We start from the raw sequence: 22,465 nt of genomic DNA, 5'->3' as shown, positions 1-22,465 counted from the left end.
ATTATGTCTGTCAGAAACCTGATTTTATGGCGCCATGCTGAAGCAGAAGTGCTGATGCATGGTGCATCAGACCTGGAACGTGCGCTCACAAAAAAAGGCCACAAACAGGCGAAACAAATGGCAGGCTGGCTGAAGAAATATTTGCCCAGGCAAACTTATGTGTTGGTGAGCCCCTCGGTACGTACTCGCGAGACGATTGCTTACTGGGGCGATGACTGGCAGGAAGATAACCGCTTGGCGCCGGAAAGGCCTCTGGCACCCTTATTACAGTTGCTCGCGCAAAGTCCGTTTGAATCGGTCATGCTGGTTGGACACCAGCCTTGGATAGGTGAACTGGCCGCGCATGGCCTAGGCATGCCCGATGGGCAGATCAGTATCAAAAAAGGTGCCGTCTGGTGGTTGCGCTTGCCGAAATCAGGGCCGCCCTACAAATTATATAGTGTGCAAAGCCCTGATTTGATTGAGTAATGGGGATGATGCGTCAATCAGCATGCTTCATGCGGATAACGCACATCGCTCATCACTTTTTCGGTCTGCCGGTTTTAATGGTAGGTACCGTTGCCATGGTTGTTTTCAAACTGGCATCATCCATGGCGGAAAGCAGCTTCAAACCTGCTCTTAACAGTTCGCTTTTTTTAACTGGTTTGCCCAGGCCTTCCAGGCGTTTTTTCAATGTGGCAATCTGTGCATACTCTTCTTTGGGCATGGTAAAACTGTCACGTTCCATTTTGACTTTGCTGGTTTTAGCCTTGTCTTTTTCTGTTACCGCTGCCGATTTATTGACTACTTTGATCGCAGGTGCGGTAGAGACTTTTTTTGCAACCACTGGGGTTTTCGGTGCTATTTTTGCGACAGGCGGCTTTGTGGCTGCCGGTTTTGCGGCAGCTGTTTTTTGCGCAGCAGGTTTGGCTGCCACTGGTTTTGCCGTTGTGGTTGTCTTGTTTGCCGATGAAGGTTTGGCTCCCGGTTTGCTGGCCATGAATCTCTCCTGTTGATGTTGTGAAAACAGTTTATACCGTTTTTTTGAGACGTCAATTGTCATAAAAATTTCATATTCTTATGGTGTTATAGAGGCTGCTTTTCATGACAAAATTCAACACCTTCAATCGGGGAGTATGAGATGCGCAGGGTATTGGTGGCAAATACCAAAGGAGGCTGCGGCAAAACCACTCTGGCCACAAATCTTGCTGGCTACCTGGCGCAACTGGGTCACAAAATAGTGTTGGAAGACATTGATAGACAGCAATCCTCTGCGGCTTGGCTGGCGCGTCGCCCACAACATGTGGCAACCGTATTCAATGCCGAAGACCTGGGTAAATCTGCGTTGCAAAAAGCAGACTGGGTCATTATTGATTCACCCGGTGGCTTGCGTGACAAGAAAATCTCTGATGCCGTGACCGAGGCTGATTTGGTGCTGGTGCCGGTGGCGCCTTCTGCGTTTGATATTGGTGCCACGCAAGACTTTTTAGAGTTGCTGGCTGAAGAAAAAGCGGTGCGCAAACATAAAACGTTTGTTGGCCTGGTCGGCATGCGAGTCATGCCCCGCACACGGTCTGCCGAACGCTTGCTGGCATTTATGGATGAATCCGGTTTTTCCGTGCTTTCCATGCTGCGCGCCTCACAGATTTATGTGACTGCTGCCGAGGAAGGCCTCAGTATTTTTGAATTGTCGAGTACGTTAAAAGAAGTCGACATTGCCCAGTGGAATCCGGTCACGGACTGGATTTTACAAAACAGTTAAATCAAGCCTGTGGTAACAGGCCGTCAACAGACAATCAAAGGGAGTCCTAATGAAAGACAAGGTCAATCCAGAATACCTGGAAAAAGTAAAACAACTAAGTTCTGATGAGGCTGAGCGTATTTTGTCCCGCATGGGCGGAAAACTGCCTAAGCGCTTTATTAAGGAAAAACTCTCCCAGGAAGAGGCATTGGCCTTGCAACTGGAAATTGAGGACGAGCAATTGCACGAGTGGCGCGAAAAAGTAGCCAAACTGCGTGAAGAGGACGAGAAACGCGAAAAGAAGAAAAAAGATTAAAGCTGGTTAAAAACAAACACGGGCCAATCGGCCCGTGTTTGTTTTTAGGTCAGTTGTAACTCGAGTTGCCAGCCCAGTTTTTGCCAAAGCAAGCACTCTTCTTCGAGCAGATAATGTGTTTGCGGATGCTGGTTAGCCCATTGCGATGAGAGTATCAGGACGAACTGCTGTTTATGGCGTTCTAACTGCAAGTGTTTCAACGCAGGCATCCGGCGCGAATGGCAGAAAATCACAGCCAGCCTTAATGCCATCAATTGGCAAACTAGGTCCTGGTTATCAAAGTCTGCCGGTAACTTGCGCAATTTACCCTGATGGCCGAGCACCAGCAGGCTGATGGTATGCAGCTCACTTTGGGCAAACCCCATCAGTTCCGTGTTATCCAGAATATAGGCGCCGTGTTTATTGCAGTCGGTATGTGAGATGGCCCAGCCGATTTCATGGCACAATGCCGCCCAGTGCAATAACGGTTTGTGTGTATCACTGGCCTGCATGGCATCATAAAAATACAAAGCCGCCTTGCTGACATTATTGGCATGCTCCATTTCTACACCAAACTGCTTGCATAGCCTGGCAATCGACAAGTTACGCAAATCTTCAGTCGCATGGTCGCTACTGAGCATGTCATACAATACACCGTGGCGCAGGGCGCCGTTGGCAACCATCAATGTGTCAATTTGCAAGGTGTCGAACACCGCCGTGAGGATGGCAAGCCCGCCACCTATGACAGCACGCCTGTCGTCTTTCAGGCCCTCCATATTGAGGCGGTCAGGTGTTTTGGCTTTGATCAGCGTCTGCTTCAGCCATTCCAGCTGGGCGCGCTCAATACGGTCAGGCGCAAAGCCAGCACCCGCCAGTACATCCGCCACAGCGCCAACTGTGCCCGATGCGCCATAGGCGACTTCTGACTGGCCAACGTAGCGGCTGGCAATCATGTCGATGATAGACTCGGCAGCGATTTCTGCACGTTCGAAGTTGCGCTCGCTAAACTGGCCGTCAGCAAAATATTTTTGTGACCAGCCGACAGAGCCCAGGCGCAAGGATTCGGTGACATTCGCTTTGAAGTGTTGGCCAAGGATAAACTCAGTAGAGCGACCACCAATATCAATGACCAAGCGTTTTTCATCCGATTGCGGCAACATGCGGCTCACGCCCTGGTAAATCAGGCGCGCTTCTTCCACGCCAGAAATAATCTCTATCGGGTAGCCCAGGACTTTTTGCGCTTGCTTGATAAAGTCTTCGCTATTGGTGGCCTCTCGCAAGGTTTGCGTCGCAACCGCACGGACATGCTCAACCGGAAAGCCTTTTAGGCGCTCACCAAAACGTGCCAGGCATTTCAGGCCGCGTTCAAATGCCTGTGGTTTCAAATTGCGGTCTTCATCAAGATCGCCGCCTTGACGGACGGCTTCTTTGAGGTAATCCACCCGCAGGATCTGGCCATCGACAACACGCCCGATTTCAAGGCGAAAACTATTGGAACCCAAATCTACAGCAGCGAGTTGGGTGTCTTGGGTAATTTTTAGCATGCGATAATACAGGATGGGTTACTTAAGATAGCGGTTAATGGCCTTGGGGTATTCAGGAAAATAGCGTTCAATCACGCTTAAATCAAAACTTCTCAAGATACTGGTGTTTGATTCACGGTCGAGCAGGAACTTAAAAGAAGCGCTGACCAGTTCAGCAATATTTTGGGTCGCACCGATCAATTCACTGGCATAATCAGGCTTGACGCTGACCTGGTGCGTGGTGACATGCGAGCCATGCACGGTGACAGAAAACGAGTTAGGACTGGTTTCAGTCACTTCAATAGTTGCCATGATTGCCTCCCCAGACATTCTTTAAACAGTATAAATTGTTATGTTGGCAGAGGCCAGTGAAACTAATATGAAATTGAGGCAGCGCGTTGCGCAGGATTTCATCAAACCGTCATCTGGTGAAAATAACATCATCAAAAACAAAGATACAACAACATGCAGCGCTTACTTTCCCTGATTTTTTTGCTCTGGATTCCCCAGATTTCCCATGCCGCCCGTCCGCTGGTGACCGATGATGCTCGCCTGACCAATGCGCACAGCTGCCAGCTTGAAAGCTGGATGCGTAGCTACCAGGGCGGACAAGAGCTATGGGCCTTGCCTGCGTGCAATCTGGGTGAAAATTTTGAAATCACCCTGGGTGGCGGCACCTACCATAACAGGGATGACAACTACCGTACCGAGGACTGGGTGGCCCAATTCAAAACCTTGTTCAAACCGCTGGAAACCAATGGCTGGGGAGTGGGCTTGGCAGTTGGGCGCGTCATGCATCCGGATATCCAGACCGGGCCTAACCAGCTCGGTAATACTTATTTATATATCCCGGTGTCGTTCTCCATGAGAGACGATGATGTGATTGTCCATGTGAACATCGGCATGCTGCGTGACCGCCAAGAAGATCGCAACAAGTTGAATATGGGCTTAGGCTCCGAGTTCAAGCTGGCGGGGCGCTTTAAAGGGGTTGCCGAAGTGTTTGGTGATGATACGCAAAATCCTTTTTATCAAGTGGGGTTGCGCTACTCACTTGTGCCGGACGTGTTTCAGATTGATGGGACGGTAGGGCAGCAGGTGAATGGGAGTAGCCAGACGCAATGGTTGTCGATTGGGGTGAGGTGGACGCCGTAGCGATTAGCAGGGGTTTAGCAGAGCATGCCTAACAGCTGCTTTTGCAAAAGTAAGCTCCCTGCCATAAGTCGTCATTCCGGCGGAGGGTGTAGCAGGGATTTCACAGAGCATGCTCTGTGCCTGCGGAACGGCTGGCTTATGCAGAAACCAGTGCGCCCTGAAAGGGGTAGTCTAGGCGAGGTTGATACGCTACTTGGAACAATCGAAGAGCTGACTGCAAAGCTTGCGGCAAGTACTTTTTGCTAATTCTGCCTCGATCCACCTTTCTATTTCGCCTGTAGGCGAGTTACTTTTCTTTGCTTGCCCAAAGATAAAGTAACCAAAAGAAAGTGCACCCTAGCTTCCGCTTGTTTCCTGCGTTGCTCATCAGCGTGGGCGTCCATTGAAACTCGCCCTGACAAGCCACACACTTCGTGGCTTGTTGCGGAACTCGAACAGCCAATGGCCGAAAACTCCCACGCTGATTGCGCTACTTGGCGCGTCAGATAGGGGCCCGTTTAAACCCATCACGATGAAGCGTTCGTTGGGTATGTTAAATTCAGGGCGCTAGAAAACTTCTTTATGACTCAGCTTCAATAAACAGTTTGGTTAATTCTTTTGTGACACCTTTGATCGAGCGTGATGCAATGCAAAGAATTTCACTAAAGGGCACGCGTGGGGTTTTATGGGCCCCTATCTGCCGCGCCGAGTAGCGCAGGCAAAATAAGATTAAGCGAGCGGCTGTCCGAATCCCGCGGTGGCCTGCGTTGTGTGCAGGCCACTAGGATGAGTTTCGCGAGCGCTTATTTTGATGAGCAACGCAGGAAATAAGCGGAAGCTAGGGTGTCTTGTTCTTTGCCTTCTTTCTTATGGATAAGCATAAGAAAGAATGGTCGCCTACAGGCGAAAGAAATATCTTTTATGTTGCTAAGGGTGCCGAAAAATTATTTCAACAAAATAATCCGATTAATCTGCCCCAACCTAAACGCCGTTTTACTCAACTTGCCCCCTTTTAGTGCCAATGGCCGAATCGGGCACGGCGGAATCCTTCTTCCATCTTCCAGCAAAGTGTCATCTTCTGCTGTCGATTGCCACACGCCGCCATTCACGGGCCTGAATTGCCAGCGGATATACCCAACCTTGGCACCTAGGTGCAACATTTCGTCACGGTCAGGCGCTTCACTCACTAATAGCTCATCTTCGAGTTCTTCGTCGTATTTACCAAAAGCCTGTTTGCAAGCCAAGGCTTCCTGCTCGCTGGCGCCCACATAGGTGCATGCGCGGTGTTCTTCGCGTTGCACATCCCAGGCGCCTAGTTGCCATGCCGCATCCAGCACGGCTTCTTCAACCATTTCAGGCTGGCGCCAGCGGTCGTTGATCTGTAGTGCAGAGCCGGGCACAGGCTGTAGCACGGGTTTAAGCATGGGTAAGGCGGAGGTGGGCTGTTTGCGGAAGCCGTGCCAATGCAGCATGAGCAGTAGAGGGGTATCTGCCCGCGGAACCGCAGTCAGCGTGACTGCCGTGAGCGGCAGTTTCATGACTTGCATTTGCTCAATCAATGTGTGAAAAATGTTCATGATTCACTCCTATTGCTTAACAGACGGGGTCATAAAATAACTAGCAAAAAACATGCTGGACTGAGTGATTTAAAGCCCGAAACAAAGCGCCAATCACACTATTTCTGTGCAGATGCGCTCCCGCTTCAACCTGCTCTAATGAGAGTTTCCGCCCGTGCCACCCCAAAACACAATCTCCCCTCTTGAAAAACGGTTTTTGTTTCCCCATCTAAACGTAAATTTTTGTGTTAATCCCGTTTTTTGGAGGAATAGTCATGACGACAGCGACCGCAGAATCGCAATCTAAACAAACCTTGGGCTTTCAGGCTGAGGTCAAACAATTATTGCAATTGATGATTCATTCACTGTATAGCAATAAAGAAATTGTATTGCGTGAATTGATCTCCAATGCTTCTGACGCCGCAGACAAGTTACGTTTTGAGGCGATTTCCAATGGCAGTTTGTATGAAAATGACAGTGAACTGAAGATTCGAGTTTCCTTTGATAAAGACGCACGCACTTTGACCATTGCTGATAATGGCATCGGTATGCGTCGCGAAGAAGTCATCAACAACATCGGCACTATTGCCAAGTCTGGCACCAAAGAGTTTTTCCAGAACCTGACCGGTGACCAGGCCAAAGACGCCAACTTGATTGGCCAGTTTGGCGTGGGCTTTTACTCCAGCTTTATCATTGCCGACAAAGTCACGTTGATTACACGTCGTGCAGGCGAAACAGAAGCCATTAAATGGGAGTCCAGCGGCGAAGGGGATTTCACCATCGAAGCCACGGAAAAAGCCGGGCGCGGCACTGAGGTGATTCTGCATCTGCGTGAAGGTGAAGATGAGTTTCTCAATGACTGGAAACTGAAAACCATCGTCCGCAAGTATTCTGACCATATCACCTTGCCTATCGTCATGAAAAAGTCTGAATGGAAAGACGGCGAGAACGGTGAAGGCGGCCAGATGGTCACCACCGACGAAGACGAAACCATCAACAAGGCTTCAGCTTTGTGGGCACGCAGCAAGAGCGATATCACTGAAGAAGAGTACAACGAGTTTTACAAACACGTTTCGCACGATTACGAAAATCCACTGGCGTATACCCACAGTCGCGTAGAAGGCAAACAAGAATATATTTCATTGCTCTACGTGCCGAGCAAAGCCCCGTTTGACCTGTACGACCGCGATCGCCGTCAGGGCATCAAGCTATATGTGAAGCGCGTATTCATTATGGAAGACGCCGAAAAGCTGATGCCGCAATACCTGCGCTTTGTGCGCGGCGTGATTGACTCTGCCGATTTGCCATTAAACGTCTCCCGTGAGATTCTGCAAGATAGCCGCGATGTTGAAGCGATTAAAAACGGCTCAGTGAAAAAAGTATTGAGCCTGCTGGAAGACGTCGCAGAAAACAAACCAGAAGACTACGCCAAGTTCTGGAACGAGTTTGGCCGCGTGCTGAAAGAGGGTCCGGGCGAAGACTTTGCCAACAAGGACAAGATTGCCGGATTGCTGCGCTTTGCCTCTACCCATGCGGATACTGAAGAGCAAAACGTTTCGCTCAAAGCCTACATCGAGCGCATGAAACCCGAGCAAGAAGCGATTTACTACATCACTGCCGATACGTTTGCTGCGGCGAAAAATTCGCCACACCTCGAAATCTTCCGCAAAAAAGGCATTGAAGTATTGCTGATGTCCGACAAGGTAGACGAATGGTTGCTGGGCAGCCTGACCGAGTTTGAAGGCAAAAAACTGCAATCCATCGCCAAGGGTGATTTGGACCTCGGCAAGCTGGAAGACGAAGCTGACAAAGAAGCCCAAAAACAAGTCGAAGAACAAGCCAAAGACCTGGTTGAGCGCATTAAAACAGCGCTGGGCGAGACCGTGAAAGAAGTGAAAGTGACACATCGCCTCACCGATTCACCCGCTTGTCTGGTAGCAGGCGAGCATGACCTCTCCGGTAACCTGGCGCGTATTCTCAAAGCCGCTGGCCAGAAAGCGCCAGATACCAAACCGATTTTAGAGATAAACCCGACCCACCGTTTGGTTGAAAAGCTGAAAGCGGAAAGCGACGATGCCAAGTTTGCCGATTATGCGCATGTGTTATTTGATCAGGCGCTGTTGGCAGAAGGCGGTCAGTTGGAAGACCCTGCTAGCTTTGTGAAGCGAATGAATAGTTTGATTCTGTAATTGTTTTAATTAGCAGCGATGAGAAAGCCACCGGAGTTAGGTGGCTTTTTTATTTTGTATGTCAAAAGAGTTTCTAATGCTCGTCATAACCGCGAAAGCGGGTATCCATTGTCATTTCTGACACCTTTCAAAAATTTCTATTAACATTAAGAAAAGATTTTTTGCTGATTTCTTGATGCTTATGGCATTATTTAAAGGATGTAAATAAGTCAGCAGAGATCTTTGCTTTTGCTGATTGAAGCACTCTACCTGTTTTTAATCTAGATAATCGAACATATCCATCAATCTGACCTGCGCGAAAAGTTGCGTAGACCGTTTATTTTGAACTTTAGATTCATTTGGGAGTAGCAAGCATGAAGGTTTTTCTTAGCTGGTCTGGTCAGAGAAGTAAAGAAGTAGCGAATTTACTTAGTGATTGGCTTTGCTGTGTAATCCAAGCCTCTCGGCCTTGGATTTCCACAAGAGACCTTGATCGTGGTTCACTCTGGTTTGGTGAAATAAATGACCAACTGAAAGATACAACGGTGGGCATTATCTGTCTTACGCAAGAGAATAAAGAGCGACCTTGGATATTATTTGAGGCTGGTGCTCTTGCCAAGGGGCTTTCTACATCGCGTGTCTGTACCTTGTTGGTTGATCTAGAGCCAAAAGATATTGAAGACCCATTAGCTCAATTCAACCATACCTTCCCTACTCGTGAAAGCGTGCTTGGATTAGTGAAAACCCTGAACAGCACCTTAGCGAACAATGGTTTAGATAACAGGATTCTTGAACAGGTTTTTGATACCTACTGGCCTCAGTTCGAACGCCGCTTTACGGACATTCTTGCAACTACCGAAGCACAACCTCCGTCGAAGCCTCGTCCGAAAGAAGATGTCTTGGGTGAGATTCTGGAGAATACGAGAATGCTAAATTCAAGAATTCGGCGCCTTGAACATGAGACTGAACGCTCTCGTATGCGAGACATGGAAATGCCGATCAGCATGATTCATGAAGAAGCAATGGCGTTGGCAAAGGCAGGCATGCCCTTGGAGATGCTTGTGGACAGATTTAATGGACGCCTGCCGAGAAGCACTCTAAAAGAGCTCGCTGCAAACTTTGAACGCGCTAAATTGGGCGAATGAATAAATGCATTTGAAGCCAGAGTAAACATAAGTTTCCAATAGTCTAGTAGGGTGGGCAAGATGCCCACGCGTTCAACTGCTCACGGAGAAACAACATGGCTGATGATGGCTCGCAACAATCTGGTGTATGGCCTCTGCCAAAATTTTACTTCCAGGTGCAATGGGATTCTGAGGTGATTTTATTTCAGGAGGTGTCAGGGCTCGATATGGAAACGAAGGTGATTGAGTACCGAAGTGGCGACAGCCCGGTGTTTTCGACAATCAAGATGCCGGGAATCAAAAAATACGGCAATATCACGATGAAAAAAGGTGTTTTTAATCTGATCACAAGTTCTGGGAGTGGTTTAATCAGGTCAAAATGAACACCATCAAACGAGGGCCTGTCACGATTAGCCTCCTTGATGAGGCAGGCAAGCCTACCATGGTTTGGACCTTGACTAACGCATGGCCGACTAAGATCACCGCCACTGATTTACAAACAGACGGTAACGAAGTGGCCATTGAATCCATCGAAGTGGCACACGAAGGCCTGACAATCGCAAACGCACCTTAACAGCCAAGTAAGGGGCATCATTGATTGCCAATTTTGCCGGATTTAACACATTGGGCAATACAAAACCTTAGCATTTGAAGGTGTTGGGTTTGGGGATAGTTGGAGCGTATTTTGTATTGTCACGCGTGAGCAATGCCTTGCTCATACTACTAAGGCCGATAGGATTTTCATTTATAAAAGCCCGCATTGCGGGCTTTTATATTTTTAAGTTATAAATATATTTTCATATATTATTTATTGGAATTTAGATTGCTTGTTATATTTCAATCCAATATGGTGATTAAAGGATTGAAAATGCGTCAGTGGTCAAAGATTATTCCGGTAGTAATCGCTTTTTCGTTTGGTAATGCGTGGGCGACTGATGGTTATTTTTTTCATGGGTATGGCGTGCGCTCTCAAGGCGTGGGTGGGGTAGGCATCGCGTTGCCGCAAGATGCGCTGGCCGCGGCGACTAACCCGGCGGGCATGGGTAAAGTCGGGAGTCGTGTAGATGCAGGCGTGACTTGGTTCAGGCCTGTGCGTGAAACTGAAATTCAAGGCAATGCATTTGGGTTTGATGGCACTTACAAGGGCAACGATAGCCAGAATTTTTTTATTCCTGAGTTTGGCTATAACACACAGTATTCGGACGATGTGACGCTGGGTGTGAGTGTGTATGGTAATGGTGGTATGAATACCGACTATAAAAACGGCATTCCTCTTTTTAATAACAATGGACGCCGCACTGGGGTCGACTTGGCGCAGGTGTTTGTGGCGCCTACGGTCACCTGGAAGTTCCAAGAGCATCACACGCTAGGTGTGTCTTTGAACTTGGCCTATCAGCGTTTTGAAGCCAAGGGGCTGCAAAATTTTAGCAATGCGAGTAGTTCATCGGCCAATCTAACGAATAATGGCCATGATGATTCATACGGCGCGGGCGTGCATATCGGCTGGCTGGGTGAGATCACTGATAACTTGACGCTGGGTGCGACATACCAGAGCCGCACCTACATGAGCCGCTTTGATAATTACAAAGGCTTGTTTGCCGAGCAGGGCGACTTTGATGTGCCTTCTACTTATGGGGTAGGGGTGGCCGTGAAGGTGACACCGGCATTGACGTTGGCGGCAGATTTTCAGCGTATTAATTACGGTGAGGTAGATGCGGTTGGTAATGCTTCTTTATCTAACCTGAACAATGGCTTGGGGAATGATAATGGCGCCGGATTTAACTGGCAGGATGCCAAGGTGTATAAGATCGGTGCCTTGTATCAATATAGCCCGGATTTAATTTTGCGCGCGGGATACAACCATGTAGACCAGCCGATAAGAAGTGGCGATACCTTGTTTAATATTCTGGCGCCTGGTGTGGTGAAAGCTCACCTCTCGATTGGGGCGACCTGGATCTTGAGTCCGCAGTCTGAAGTCTCGTTTGCTTATACGCATGCTTTTGAAAATACTGTGCGGGGGCAAAATTCGATTCCGCCTGGAGTGCCGCCCAGTGGTTTTGGCGGCGGTGAGGCAAACCTCAAAATGTATCAAGACGCCTTGGGCATCGCTTACACCTGGAAATTAAACTAAGCCACAGGCTGGTAGAAAAGCTCCAAGCCGGTAACGACAATGGCAATGAGACAATGACAGATTAAGCGCACTATATGCCATAAACGAGAAAACCCGCAGACGCGGGTTTTTTAGTATGAAGCAATTAATCGCTCATGGTGATATCAAGGAGTGGGTTGTGCATTGGATTCAGCCGCACAACAGGATTTATCGTCCTTAACTTTAGCCATGACTTTGCGTGCAATGGCTGTCAGTGCTAATAAAAATATGAATTTTTTCATGATAGGTCCTTTCATTAAGTGAGTTCTTCAATCTCAAGTCCTGACTTTGCAGGATGTACAGATATTTAACGACACCCTAAGTTTTATGCCTATCCGGTTTAATCTTATTTCAAAGTAGGACAAGGTTGATCTCCACATCTTTCTGCCTGAGCATCAATCATCATGCTGGCGGGACGCAAGCCATTTTAGTTAGAAAGGAATTCCTACATGGTTTGAAGAAATTTTCTGATAAATCAATCTTTACAAATTCGTTAGCCTGCCAAGGTTGATACCAAGACTGCCTCCTCCTAGTAAGCAATGCAATGGTCATTAACCTCATGCGTGGTGATTGCCACGGCGCTTTCAATAAATTTTAAGAATCAAGGAGAAGAAAGTGATGCATGCATCCATTTGGAAAATTGTTGCCCTGACGTTTGTTTTAACGGCGTGTAAAAGTACCCCTACTAACTTATCACATACTGGCGATCCGACCTCAAAACAAGAGGCGGCAGCAGAGCATGTGGTGGGTGAGAAGGATGAAGGTCGGCCATATAAAATATATGGTGCTTATCTTTCAAACCGCCAAATTTATTTCGATTACGATAAAGATATCCTTGATCCGCAATATAAAAACCTGATAGCCGTTCATGCTAAATATTTGCTCAGCCATCCACAAAGCAAAATTTTATTGCAAGGTCACTCAGATGAGCGGGGTACGCCAGCGTACAACAAAGATCTCGGGATGCGTCGAGCAGTGGCTGTCAGAAATGCATTTAATGCCCAAGGGGTGAAGAATGCGCAGCTGGAAACCTTGAGTTATGGTAACGAGTTTGCCAGCCGGGATTGCCCTGACGAGCGTTGTCATAAAATGGATCGACGGGTGGATATCAATTATGGTGTGAAATAAGACTGCTTTAAATGAGGGACTGGTTTATTTAGTTAACCAAAAATAAGCCACCCCATTTATTGTAAACCTCAGACCTTTGCAGAAACGGAATTTTCCCCTCATATTGAGGGGATGATGTTGATACAAGAATAAGGTCGCAGGATTGTAAAACTTTTCAGTAGGGTCAAGACGTGGCGTTATAATCAAAAGCCACGACGTGAATCTTGTGGTTTTTATTCTGTCTGACATATTCTTGTTGTAGGCTTGCTTTTTGCTTTTCACTTAGTTAGAGCAAGTTTCTGATTAACGCCAGGGGAAGATGAATGACTGCCAATGTGAATAAAAAACGTAAAGAAGCTGATAAACCCGAAACCGCCCAAGCCGTTGAAGAATTTTTGCTTGAACAGCTGCCGATTACGCAGGCACTGCGTAACCACCTGACTTTTTCTATTGGTAAATCAAACTCTTGGGCCACGGCACGGGACTGGTACCAAACGGCTGCGTTTACTGTGCGTGACCATTTGATGAGTCGTTGGGTGAATACACGCGACGCTTATCGCGATGCCAATACCAAGCGCGTTTATTATTTATCCCTGGAGTTTTTGATTGGCCGTATGTTGTCAAATGCCGCACTGAATTTGGGCATTGCACCCGATCTAAGCGACGGCCTGCAGGAGATTGGTCAGAAGCTGGAAGGTGTGGCCGAGATGGAGTCAGATGCGGCCCTGGGGAATGGTGGGTTGGGTCGCCTGGCGGCCTGCTTTGTCGATTCCATGGCGACCATGGATATTCCGGCGACCGGGTATGGTATCCGTTATGACTATGGCATGTTCAGGCAGACTATAGAGAACGGCCAACAGAAGGAAAACCCTGATAACTGGTTGCGTTACCAGAATATCTGGGAAATACAGCGGCCTGAGCACGCCTGTGAAATAAAGTTTTATGGACGGGTGTTGCATGTGCATACCGAGCATGGGGTAGAACATCATTGGGTGGATCATGAGAGTGTTGTCGCCATGCCATATGATGTGCCAGTGCCCGGCTACGATACGCAGACAGTGAATAATCTGCGTTTGTGGTCCGCCAAGGCGACTAACGAGTTTGACCTGGCCTCTTTTAACCAGGGTAATTATGAAAAGTCGGTAGAAGGACGACATGGTGCGGAGACGATCTCGCAGGTCCTTTATCCAAACGATACTTCGGAGTCTGGCAAGGTATTGCGTCTGAAACAACAATATTTCTTTGTGTCGGCTTCCATACAGGACATCCTGCATCGCTTCACCAACTACAATTCTGACTGGAATACCTTGCCCGATAAGGTGGCCATTCAGCTCAATGACACACACCCGGCAATTGCTGTCGCTGAGATGATGCATCAATTGGTAGATCACTATCACTTGCAATGGGATCGCGCCTGGAAACTGGTTACCAGCATGTTTGCCTATACTAACCACACCTTGATGCCGGAAGCATTGGAAACCTGGCCAGTGGAGATGTTTGGACAATTGCTGCCACGCCATCTTGAAATCATTTACGAAATCAATCACCGCTTCTTGCAAATGGTGAATCAGCATTTCCCGGGGGATACCGGATTGTTGAGCCGGGTTTCGATTATTGATGAAACGCATGGCCGTCGGATACGTATGGCGCACTTGGCCATTGTTGGCAGCCACACGGTGAATGGCGTGGCCGAGTTGCATAGTGAGTTGCTAAAAACGACCCTATTTGCCGACTTTACCAAGATCTATCCGGGCAAGTTTACCAACGTCACGAATGGCATTACGCCACGTCGCTGGTTAAACCAGGCCAATCCTTTATTGACTGAACTGTTGACCAGGCATATTGGTTCCGGCTTCCAAAAAGACTTGGCACTGATTAAAAAGGTTGAACCCCTGGCAGATAACGCGGCTTTCAGAAAAGCCTTCCGCGAGGTCAAAAAAGCCAACAAGCAAAGGCTGGCGGACAAAATATTGCAAAAAACAGGCATTGCCATTAACGCCAATGCTTTGTTTGATGTACAGATCAAGCGCATACACGAATATAAGCGGCAGCTGCTGAATGTGTTGCATGTGATCACTTTATATAACCGTATCCGTAGCGGCCAAGTCAGTGAGCACACGCCACGCGTCGTCATTTTTGCCGGCAAGGCTGCGCCTGGCTATTGGCTTGCCAAGCAGATTATCCGCCTCATTAATGATGTCGCCGTGATGATCAACAATGATCCAGCCATCAACGACCAGTTAAAAGTGGTGTTTTATCCTAATTATGAAGTCAGTGCAGCGGAGATATTGTTCCCAGGCGCTGATCTATCTGAACAGATTTCGACGGCAGGCACCGAGGCCAGTGGCACCGGTAATATGAAGATGGCACTCAATGGCGCCCTAACCATAGGCACGCTGGATGGTGCAAACGTCGAAATCATGGAAGAAGTTGGCGACGAAAATATCTTTATTTTTGGCCTGACCACCCCTGAAGTCGCGCAATTAAAAAACAGCGGTTATAACCCATGGGACTATTACCACGGCAATGCCGAGCTCAAACAGGTGATAGACATGATAGGGAATGGTTACTTCTCTGTAGAAGAGCCCAATCGCTATCAGACGATTGTCGATACCTTGCTGCATAAGGGTGATCAATACCTGTTGCTGGCAGATTATGCTGCATATGTCGCGGCACAGGAAAAAGTGGCCGCGTTGTACCAGGATGAAGAGGCCTGGTCACGCATGGCTATTTTGAATGTGGCACGGATGGCGAAATTTTCAAGCGACCGTACTATCAACGATTACGCCCAGCGCATTTGGAAAGTCTCACCATTTAAGGCCTGAGTTAGTAAAGCCTGTCTTAATCGGTAGCATACAAAGCAAGTCCTAGACTTGCTTTGTGCTTTATGGGTACACTAAACCGCGTGCGGTGCCGGGTTAGTGTGTGCTAAATATAGATTGCCAAGGAAAAACAATGATGAAAAGAACGGTGTGGGTAGTGTTGGCGGGTTTGTTAGTCACCGATGTGCAAGCGCTTGATCTCAAAGGCTTGGGTGAGATGGTTGAAAAGGTGGGTGGCGGTGCAAATACTGGCAGCATTGGGAGCAATGGTGCTGTTAGTAGCCTTAGCGACAAGGAAACCAGTGATGGCCTTAAACTTGCATTGAATCAGGGAGTCTCCAAAGCGGTGGACTTGCTGGGAGCCACTGACGGGTTTATGGGCAACAGTGAAGTTAAAATCCCGCTGCCAGAGTCATTGAAAAAAATAGAAAAAGGCATGCGCATGATAGGCATGGGTAAGCAGGCCGATGAACTGGTGCTTAAAATGAACCGCGCTGCCGAACAGGCCGTGCCTGAAGCCAAAACTCTGCTAGTCAATTCAGTGAAGCAAATGAGTTTGACCGATGCCAAGAACATTCTCACCGGCCCGCAAGATGCCGCCACGCAATATTTCAAGAAGACTACTTCGACGGACATGGCAGCCAAGTTTCTGCCGATTGTGCAAAAGGCGACAGCCAACGTGCAGTTGGCCGATACTTATAACAAATATGCCGAAATGGGCAGTAAGTTTGGTGTGATTAAAAAAGAAGACGCTAATATCAATCAATATGTCACACAAAAAGCACTTGATGGCGTCTACCTGATGATCGCCAAGGAAGAGGTCGCGATTCGCCAGGATCCCATGGGGCAGGCCAGTAGTCTGCTCAAGAAAGTATTTGGCGCTGTCAAATAATCATCTTTAACTGAGTCTATAGACGCCGCGATTAACGCGGCTTTTGTTTTTAGAGGATTGTGAGGCTCTTTAATAATTTCGCAATTGGTGTTGACAGCGCTTTTCATTCTTTGCTATAGTCTCACCTCTCGACGCAACACATGTTTTAGAAGTCGATTCGGACGCGGGATGGAGCAGTCTGGCAGCTCGTCGGGCTCATAACCCGAAGGTCACAGGTTCAAATCCTGTTCCCGCAACCAAGCAAAAATGCGTTTGAAAATTAAATGAATTTGATGCTTGACCGAACGAAAAACCTCTGTATAATGCGCGCTTCGCTTGAAACGAAACGTTAAGCGAAAGGCCTTCGAGGCCCTGTTCTTTAAAAATTAGGATGACTGATAAGTGTGGGTGTTTGTAGTTGAGTGAAGCGCATTTAATGCGTAGAAACTCAGAAAATACAAATGCTTTACACTTAGATTTATGACAAGTATGTACAGTGTAGTTTACACACATACCTTGAAATGAATTTGAGATATAAGCGAAACGAATACCGCCTCTGTAAAGAGGTAAAAAGTAATAGTTAGGAATTAAACTGAAGAGTTTGATCCTGGCTCAGATTGAACGCTGGCGGAATGCTTTACACATGCAAGTCGAACGATGAACCTTAGCTTGCTAGGGGGATTAGTGGCGAACGGGTGAGTAATATATCGGAACGTGCCTTGTAATGGGGGATAACTAGTCGAAAGATTAGCTAATACCGCATACGCCCTGAGGGGGAAAGTAGGGGATCTTCGGACCTTACGTTATAAGAGCGGCCGATATCTGATTAGCTAGTTGGTGGGGTAATGGCCTACCAAGGCTTCGATCAGTAGCTGGTCTGAGAGGACGACCAGCCACACTGGAACTGAGACACGGTCCAGACTCCTACGGGAGGCAGCAGTGGGGAATTTTGGACAATGGGCGCAAGCCTGATCCAGCCATTCCGCGTGAGTGAAGAAGGCCTTCGGGTTGTAAAGCTCTTTCGCAAGGGAAGAAAACTTACACAATAACACTGTGTGAGGCTGACGGTACCTTGATAAGAAGCACCGGCTAACTACGTGCCAGCAGCCGCGGTAATACGTAGGGTGCGAGCGTTAATCGGAATTACTGGGCGTAAAGCGTGCGCAGGCGGTTTTGTAAGTCAGATGTGAAATCCCCGAGCTCAACTTGGGAACTGCGTTTGAAACTACAAGACTAGAATATGTCAGAGGGGGGTAGAATTCCACGTGTAGCAGTGAAATGCGTAGAGATGTGGAGGAATACCAATGGCGAAGGCAGCCCCCTGGGATAATATTGACGCTCATGCACGAAAGCGTGGGGAGCAAACAGGATTAGATACCCTGGTAGTCCACGCCCTAAACGATGTCTACTAGTTGTTGGTGGAGTAAAATCCATGAGTAACGCAGCTAACGCGTGAAGTAGACCGCCTGGGGAGTACGGTCGCAAGATTAAAACTCAAAGGAATTGACGGGGGCCCGCACAAGCGGTGGATTATGTGGATTAATTCGATGCAACGCGAAAAACCTTACCTGGCCTTGACATGCCACTAACGAAGCAGAGATGCATTAGGTGCCCGTAAGGGAAAGTGGACACAGGTGCTGCATGGCTGTCGTCAGCTCGTGTCGTGAGATGTTGGGTTAAGTCCCGCAACGAGCGCAACCCTTGCCATTAATTGCCATCATTTAGTTGGGCACTTTAATGGGACTGCCGGTGACAAACCGGAGGAAGGTGGGGATGACGTCAAGTCCTCATGGCCCTTATGGCCAGGGCTTCACACGTAATACAATGGTCGGTACAGAGAGTTGCCAACCCGCGAGGGGGAGCTAATCTCAGAAAGCCGATCGTAGTCCGGATTGTTCTCTGCAACTCGAGAGCATGAAGTCGGAATCGCTAGTAATCGCGGATCAGCATGTCGCGGTGAATACGTTCCCGGGCCTTGTACACACCGCCCGTCACACCATGGGAGTGGGTTTTACCAGAAGTAGTTAGTCTAACCGCAAGGGGGACGATTACCACGGTAGTATTCATGACTGGGGTGAAGTCGTAACAAGGTAGCCGTATCGGAAGGTGCGGCTGGATCACCTCCTTTCTAGAGAAGATCACTCGGCTTCAAGCATTCACGCTTATCAGTCATCTTGAATTTAAGCAGCAACAAAGATTTAGGCAAACCGCCTTAGGGTCTGTAGCTCAGCTGGTTAGAGCACCGTCTTGATAAGGCGGGGGTCGTTGGTTCGAGCCCAACCAGACCCACCACCGAATATTGGGGGATTAGCTCAGCTGGGAGAGCACCTGCTTTGCAAGCAGGGGGTCGTCGGTTCGATCCCGTCATCCTCCACCAATGACTTGGTATCTTTGTTGCAGTTTAGAGATTAGAAGCAAGTGTTGTATGAATAATGTTTGCTTCTGGTTTTTAAACGATAGTTTAAAAAACTAAAGACTGCTCTTTAACAAAATGGAAGAAGTAAAGGAATATGAGTTGTGTGATGACAACTTATATTCAATGGGCGATATTACTTTTTAACCGGAAGTAATATCGATTGATTGCAAAATCAGAAATATTAAACGCAAGTTGAGAAGCTGCAGCGATGTAGCGAATCTAACGAGGTTTGATAGTGCTTTAGAATTACCTGTAACGCGTGTCTCATGCACGACGAAATCTAGATTTAAAAGGGTTTAGGTTTTAACGTTATAGGGTCAAGTGAATAAGTGCATATGGTGGATGCCTTGGCGATATCAGGCGATGAAGGACGTGATAGCCTGCGAAAAGCTTCGGGGAGCTGGCAAATAAGCTTTGATCCGGAGATGTCCGAATGGGGAAACCCGGCCGTAAGGTCATTCTCTTCTGAATATATAGGAAGAGTAAAGCGAACCTGGAGAACTGAAACATCTAAGTACCCAGAGGAAAAGAAATCAACCGAGATTCCGTAAGTAGTGGCGAGCGAACATGGAACAGCCTGTTACTTTTAGCAGACGCGATAGTAGAACGGAATGGAAAGTCCGACCGTAGTGGGTGATAGTCCCGTATACGAAATCCCGTTTGTGGAACTAGGGTAACGACAAGTAGGGCGGGGCACGAGAAACCCTGTCTGAACATGGGGGGACCATCCTCCAAGGCTAAATACTCGATATCGACCGATAGTGAACCAGTACCGTGAGGGAAAGGCGAAAAGAACCCCGGGAGGGGAGTGAAATAGATCCTGAAACCGTATGCATACAAACAGTGGGAGCCTCGTAAGGGGTGACTGCGTACCTTTTGTATAATGGGTCAGCGACTTACATTCAGTGGCAAGCTTAACCGATAGGGGAGGCGTAGAGAAATCGAGTCCGAATAGGGCGTCTTAGTCGCTGGGTGTAGACCCGAAACCAAGTGATCTATCCATGGCCAGGATGAAGGTGCCGTAACAGGTACTGGAGGTCCGAACCCACAAATGTTGAAAAATTTGGGGATGAGCTGTGGATAGGGGTGAAAGGCTAAACAAACTTGGAGATAGCTGGTTCTCTCCGAAAACTATTTAGGTAGTGCCTCGTATTTAACTCTCGGGGGTAGAGCACTGTTATGGCTAGGGGGTTCATAAGAACTTACCAAACCATTGCAAACTCCGAATACTGAGAAGTTCAATTACGGGAGACAGTCCATGGGTGCTAACGTCCGTGGACAAGAGGGAAACAACCCAGACCGCCAGCTAAGGTCCCAAATGACGTGCTAAGTGGAAAACGAAGTGGGAAGGCATAGACAGCCAGGATGTTGGCTTAGAAGCAGCCATCATTTAAAGAAAGCGTAATAGCTCACTGGTCGAGTCGTCCTGCGCGGAAGATGTAACGGGGCTAAGCACGTAACCGAAGCTGCGGATACTAGTTTACTAGTATGGTAGGAGAGCGTTCTGTAGGCCTGCGAAGGTGTGCTGTGAGGCATGCTGGAGGTATCAGAAGTGCGAATGCTGACATGAGTAGCGATAAAGGGAGTGAAAAGCTCCCTCGCCGAAAGCCCAAGGTTTCCTGCGCAACGTTCATCGGCGCAGGGTGAGTCGGCCCCTAAGGTGAGGCAGAGATGCGTAGCTGATGGGAAACAGGTTAATATTCCTGTACCTCTATACAATGCGATGTGGGGACGGAGAAGGTTAGGTCAGCCGGGTGTTGGATGTCCCGGTTCAAGCGTGTAGGTTGGTTCTTTAGGCAAATCCGGAGAGCTAAGACTGAGACGTGATAACGAGTCTGCTTGCAGACGAAGTGATTGATACCATGCTTCCAAGAAAAGCCACTAAGCTTCAGTTGTATAAGACCGTACCGCAAACCGACACAGGTGGGCAGGATGAGAATTCTAAGGCGCTTGAGAGAACCCGGGAGAAGGAACTCGGCAAATTAGCACCGTAACTTCGGGAGAAGGTGCGCCCCGGTAGTGTGTAGTGATTTACTCACGAAGCATGATGGGGTTGCAGTGAAAAGGTGGCTGCGACTGTTTAATAAAAACACAGCACTCTGCAAACACGAAAGTGGACGTATAGGGTGTGACGCCTGCCCGGTGCTGGAAGATTAAATGATGGGGTGCAAGCTCTTGATTGAAGTCCCAGTAAACGGCGGCCGTAACTATAACGGTCCTAAGGTAGCGAAATTCCTTGTCGGGTAAGTTCCGACCCGCACGAATGGCGTAACGATGGCCACACTGTCTCCTCTCGGGACTCAGCGAAGTTGAAATGTTTGTGAAGATGCAATCTCCCCGCGGCTAGACGGAAAGACCCCATGAACCTTTACTGCAGCTTTACATTGGACTTTGACAAGATTTGTGTAGGATAGGTGGGAGCCTGAGAGACGTGGTCGCCAGATCGCGTGGAGGCGTCGTTGAAATACCACCCTGATGTTGTTGAGGTTCTAACCTAGGTCCGTAATCCGGACTGGGGACCGTGTATGGTAGGCAGTTTGACTGGGGCGGTCTCCTCCCAAAGAGTAACGGAGGAGTGCGAAGGTAACCTAGGTACGGTCGGAAATCGTACTGATAGTGCAATGGCAAAAGGTTGCTTGACTGCGAGACGGACAGGTCGAGCAGGTGCGAAAGCAGGTCATAGTGATCCGGTGGTTCTGTATGGAAGGGCCATCGCTCAACGGATAAAAGGTACTCTGGGGATAACAGGCTGATTCCTCCCAAGAGTTCATATCGACGGGGGAGTTTGGCACCTCGATGTCGGCTCATCACATCCTGGGGCTGTAGCCGGTCCCAAGGGTATGGCTGTTCGCCATTTAAAGTGGTACGTGAGCTGGGTTTAAAACGTCGTGAGACAGTTTGGTCCCTATCTGCCGTGGGCGCTGCAAGTTTGAGGGGACCTGCTCCTAGTACGAGAGGACCGGAGTGGACGCACCTCTGGTGGACCAGTTATCATGCCAATGGTATAGCTGGGTAGCTAAGTGCGGAAGAGATAAACGCTGAAAGCATCTAAGCGTGAAACTCGCCTCGAGATGAGACTTGCCTCTGGCTTTAAGCCAGCTAAAGAGTCGTTCAAGACCAGGACGTTGATAGGTCAGGTGTGGAAGTGCAGTAATGCATTAAGCTAACTGATACTAATTGCTCGTGAGGCTTGATCCTATAACCTTAAAACTTAAACCTAAGTCTAAAGGTGTAGTTCAAAGCAAATGATTTGGCAATCATCAAGATACAAGAAACACACAGTGTTTCATACCCTGCCCATTGAAGCTTGAAAAAGAAAACTCCTTTACTTCTTCCAATTTGTTAAAGCAGGCTGACTCATGTCAGCACTCTGCATGTCACATATCCCAAGGGATATGTCAGGCATAACATTACCAGTTATGTTTGGGGACAATAGCGGTTTGGAACCACCCCTTCCCATCTCGAACAGGGCCGTGAAACGAACTTGCGCCAATGATAGTGTACTCTTCGTATGCGAAAGTAGGTCATCCCCAAGCTCCTTACTCAAAAACCCAGCACTACTGTGCTGGGTTTTTTATTGCTC

At 48.2% G+C, this 22,465-nt stretch carries 16 protein-coding genes, 3 tRNA genes and 3 rRNA genes; 18 read left to right on the top strand and 4 right to left on the bottom strand.

Going from position 1 to position 22,465, the window contains the following annotated elements; translation table 11 throughout:
* Positions 1–3: 3 nt before the first annotated feature.
* Complete coding sequence (locus ACJ67_RS11115) at positions 4–468, top strand: histidine phosphatase family protein (protein ID WP_049639120.1); 465 nt, start codon at positions 4–6, stop codon at positions 466–468.
* 52 nt (positions 469–520) lie between these two features.
* On the opposite strand, the gene ACJ67_RS11110 is transcribed toward ACJ67_RS11115, so the two are convergent.
* Entirely contained in the window at positions 521–979 is a 459-nt protein-coding gene (locus tag ACJ67_RS11110; protein WP_049639905.1) for a hypothetical protein, read from the bottom strand.
* A 141-nt stretch (positions 980–1,120) separates the two neighbouring features.
* Here ACJ67_RS11110 and ACJ67_RS11105 point away from each other — a divergent pair, with 141 nt between their 5' ends.
* A complete protein-coding gene (locus tag ACJ67_RS11105; RefSeq protein ID WP_049639119.1) occupies positions 1,121–1,741 on the top strand; it encodes a ParA family protein in 621 nt (206 codons plus the stop codon).
* Between the two features lie 49 nt (positions 1,742–1,790).
* A complete protein-coding gene (locus ACJ67_RS11100) occupies positions 1,791–2,036 on the top strand; it encodes a hypothetical protein (RefSeq protein ID WP_049639118.1) in 246 nt (81 codons plus the stop codon).
* A 44-nt stretch (positions 2,037–2,080) separates the two neighbouring features.
* Here ACJ67_RS11100 and ppx read toward each other — a convergent pair whose 3' ends face one another.
* Together ppx and ACJ67_RS11090 are read right to left on the bottom strand one after the other, a co-directional pair.
* Positions 2,081–3,559, bottom strand: a complete 1,479-nt coding sequence (gene ppx, locus ACJ67_RS11095) for an exopolyphosphatase (RefSeq protein WP_049639117.1) — start codon at positions 3,557–3,559, stop codon at positions 2,081–2,083.
* 18 nt (positions 3,560–3,577) lie between these two features.
* Positions 3,578–3,850 carry a hypothetical protein gene (locus ACJ67_RS11090; RefSeq protein WP_049639116.1) on the bottom strand — a complete coding sequence of 91 codons (273 nt, stop codon included), beginning with the start codon at positions 3,848–3,850 and terminating at the stop codon, positions 3,578–3,580.
* 153 nt (positions 3,851–4,003) lie between these two features.
* Between ACJ67_RS11090 and ACJ67_RS11085 the strand changes: the two genes are divergently transcribed.
* Positions 4,004–4,690 (top strand): hypothetical protein, encoded by a 687-nt coding sequence (locus ACJ67_RS11085; RefSeq protein ID WP_049639115.1) that lies wholly within the window; start codon positions 4,004–4,006, stop codon positions 4,688–4,690.
* Between the two features lie 923 nt (positions 4,691–5,613).
* Here ACJ67_RS11085 and ACJ67_RS11080 read toward each other — a convergent pair.
* Positions 5,614–6,246, bottom strand: a complete 633-nt coding sequence (locus ACJ67_RS11080; protein WP_049639114.1) for a hypothetical protein — start codon at positions 6,244–6,246, stop codon at positions 5,614–5,616.
* 254 nt (positions 6,247–6,500) lie between these two features.
* On the opposite strand from ACJ67_RS11080, the gene htpG reads away from it, so the two are divergent.
* The 14 genes from htpG (at position 6,501) to rrf (ending at position 22,418) form a co-directional block, all read left to right on the top strand.
* Complete coding sequence (htpG, locus tag ACJ67_RS11075; RefSeq protein ID WP_049639113.1) at positions 6,501–8,414, top strand: molecular chaperone HtpG; 1,914 nt, start codon at positions 6,501–6,503, stop codon at positions 8,412–8,414.
* Positions 8,415–8,767: 353 nt separating this feature from the next.
* Complete coding sequence (locus tag ACJ67_RS11070; RefSeq protein WP_049639112.1) at positions 8,768–9,538, top strand: TIR domain-containing protein; 771 nt, start codon at positions 8,768–8,770, stop codon at positions 9,536–9,538.
* A 95-nt stretch (positions 9,539–9,633) separates the two neighbouring features.
* Positions 9,634–9,900: a phage tail protein gene (locus tag ACJ67_RS15130; protein WP_197080607.1), complete on the top strand. Its 267-nt coding sequence runs from the start codon at positions 9,634–9,636 to the stop codon at positions 9,898–9,900.
* The gene (locus tag ACJ67_RS15125) at positions 9,897–10,091 is read left to right on the top strand and encodes a phage tail protein (RefSeq protein WP_197080606.1); all 195 of its coding nucleotides are present in this window, start codon (positions 9,897–9,899) and stop codon (positions 10,089–10,091) included. The genes ACJ67_RS15130 and ACJ67_RS15125 overlap by 4 nt, the downstream gene beginning before the upstream one ends.
* Before the next feature lie 294 nt (positions 10,092–10,385).
* Entirely contained in the window at positions 10,386–11,648 is a 1,263-nt protein-coding gene (locus tag ACJ67_RS11060) for an OmpP1/FadL family transporter (RefSeq protein WP_049639904.1), read from the top strand.
* Between the two features lie 636 nt (positions 11,649–12,284).
* Entirely contained in the window at positions 12,285–12,794 is a 510-nt protein-coding gene (locus tag ACJ67_RS11055; RefSeq protein ID WP_053092898.1) for an OmpA family protein, read from the top strand.
* A gap of 302 nt (positions 12,795–13,096) precedes the next feature.
* Positions 13,097–15,598: a glycogen/starch/alpha-glucan phosphorylase gene (locus tag ACJ67_RS11050; protein WP_049639111.1), complete on the top strand. Its 2,502-nt coding sequence runs from the start codon at positions 13,097–13,099 to the stop codon at positions 15,596–15,598.
* 133 nt (positions 15,599–15,731) lie between these two features.
* Entirely contained in the window at positions 15,732–16,487 is a 756-nt protein-coding gene (locus ACJ67_RS11045; protein ID WP_049639902.1) for a DUF4197 domain-containing protein, read from the top strand.
* A 162-nt stretch (positions 16,488–16,649) separates the two neighbouring features.
* A tRNA-Met gene (locus ACJ67_RS11040) sits at positions 16,650–16,726 on the top strand.
* 329 nt (positions 16,727–17,055) lie between these two features.
* Positions 17,056–18,594 (top strand): 16S ribosomal RNA (locus tag ACJ67_RS11035).
* An 87-nt stretch (positions 18,595–18,681) separates the two neighbouring features.
* Positions 18,682–18,758, top strand: a tRNA-Ile gene (locus tag ACJ67_RS11030).
* Positions 18,759–18,767: 9 nt separating this feature from the next.
* Positions 18,768–18,843 (top strand) — tRNA-Ala (locus ACJ67_RS11025).
* A gap of 354 nt (positions 18,844–19,197) precedes the next feature.
* A 23S ribosomal RNA gene (locus ACJ67_RS11020) occupies positions 19,198–22,080 on the top strand.
* 224 nt (positions 22,081–22,304) lie between these two features.
* Positions 22,305–22,418 (top strand): 5S ribosomal RNA (gene rrf / locus ACJ67_RS11015).
* The 16S, 23S and 5S rRNA genes sit together here with 3 tRNA genes alongside, the layout of an rRNA operon.
* The last annotated feature ends 47 nt before the right edge of the window (positions 22,419–22,465 follow it).

The organism is Methylophilus sp. TWE2 (assembly GCF_001183865.1).
Taxonomy (GTDB): Bacteria; Pseudomonadota; Gammaproteobacteria; order Burkholderiales; family Methylophilaceae; genus Methylophilus.
Note: the sequence above shows the minus strand (reverse complement) of the source record. Positions and strands in the feature narration are given on the sequence as shown.

Excerpts from the sequence above, each read along its gene's own strand:
- ACJ67_RS11115 (WP_049639120.1), top strand. The coding sequence starts at position 4 with ATGTCTGTCAGAAACCTGATTTTATGGCGCCATGCTGAAGCAGAAGTG.
- ACJ67_RS11110 (WP_049639905.1), bottom strand. The coding sequence starts at position 979 with ATGGCCAGCAAACCGGGAGCCAAACCTTCATCGGCAAACAAGACAACC.
- ACJ67_RS11105 (WP_049639119.1), top strand. The coding sequence starts at position 1,121 with ATGCGCAGGGTATTGGTGGCAAATACCAAAGGAGGCTGCGGCAAAACC.
- ACJ67_RS11100 (WP_049639118.1), top strand. The coding sequence starts at position 1,791 with ATGAAAGACAAGGTCAATCCAGAATACCTGGAAAAAGTAAAACAACTA.
- ppx (WP_049639117.1), bottom strand. The coding sequence starts at position 3,559 with ATGCTAAAAATTACCCAAGACACCCAACTCGCTGCTGTAGATTTGGGT.
- ACJ67_RS11090 (WP_049639116.1), bottom strand. The coding sequence starts at position 3,850 with ATGGCAACTATTGAAGTGACTGAAACCAGTCCTAACTCGTTTTCTGTC.
- ACJ67_RS11085 (WP_049639115.1), top strand. The coding sequence starts at position 4,004 with ATGCAGCGCTTACTTTCCCTGATTTTTTTGCTCTGGATTCCCCAGATT.
- ACJ67_RS11080 (WP_049639114.1), bottom strand. The coding sequence starts at position 6,246 with ATGAACATTTTTCACACATTGATTGAGCAAATGCAAGTCATGAAACTG.
- htpG (WP_049639113.1), top strand. The coding sequence starts at position 6,501 with ATGACGACAGCGACCGCAGAATCGCAATCTAAACAAACCTTGGGCTTT.
- ACJ67_RS11070 (WP_049639112.1), top strand. The coding sequence starts at position 8,768 with ATGAAGGTTTTTCTTAGCTGGTCTGGTCAGAGAAGTAAAGAAGTAGCG.
- ACJ67_RS15130 (WP_197080607.1), top strand. The coding sequence starts at position 9,634 with ATGGCTGATGATGGCTCGCAACAATCTGGTGTATGGCCTCTGCCAAAA.
- ACJ67_RS15125 (WP_197080606.1), top strand. The coding sequence starts at position 9,897 with ATGAACACCATCAAACGAGGGCCTGTCACGATTAGCCTCCTTGATGAG.
- ACJ67_RS11060 (WP_049639904.1), top strand. The coding sequence starts at position 10,386 with ATGCGTCAGTGGTCAAAGATTATTCCGGTAGTAATCGCTTTTTCGTTT.
- ACJ67_RS11055 (WP_053092898.1), top strand. The coding sequence starts at position 12,285 with ATGCATGCATCCATTTGGAAAATTGTTGCCCTGACGTTTGTTTTAACG.
- ACJ67_RS11050 (WP_049639111.1), top strand. The coding sequence starts at position 13,097 with ATGACTGCCAATGTGAATAAAAAACGTAAAGAAGCTGATAAACCCGAA.
- ACJ67_RS11045 (WP_049639902.1), top strand. The coding sequence starts at position 15,732 with ATGAAAAGAACGGTGTGGGTAGTGTTGGCGGGTTTGTTAGTCACCGAT.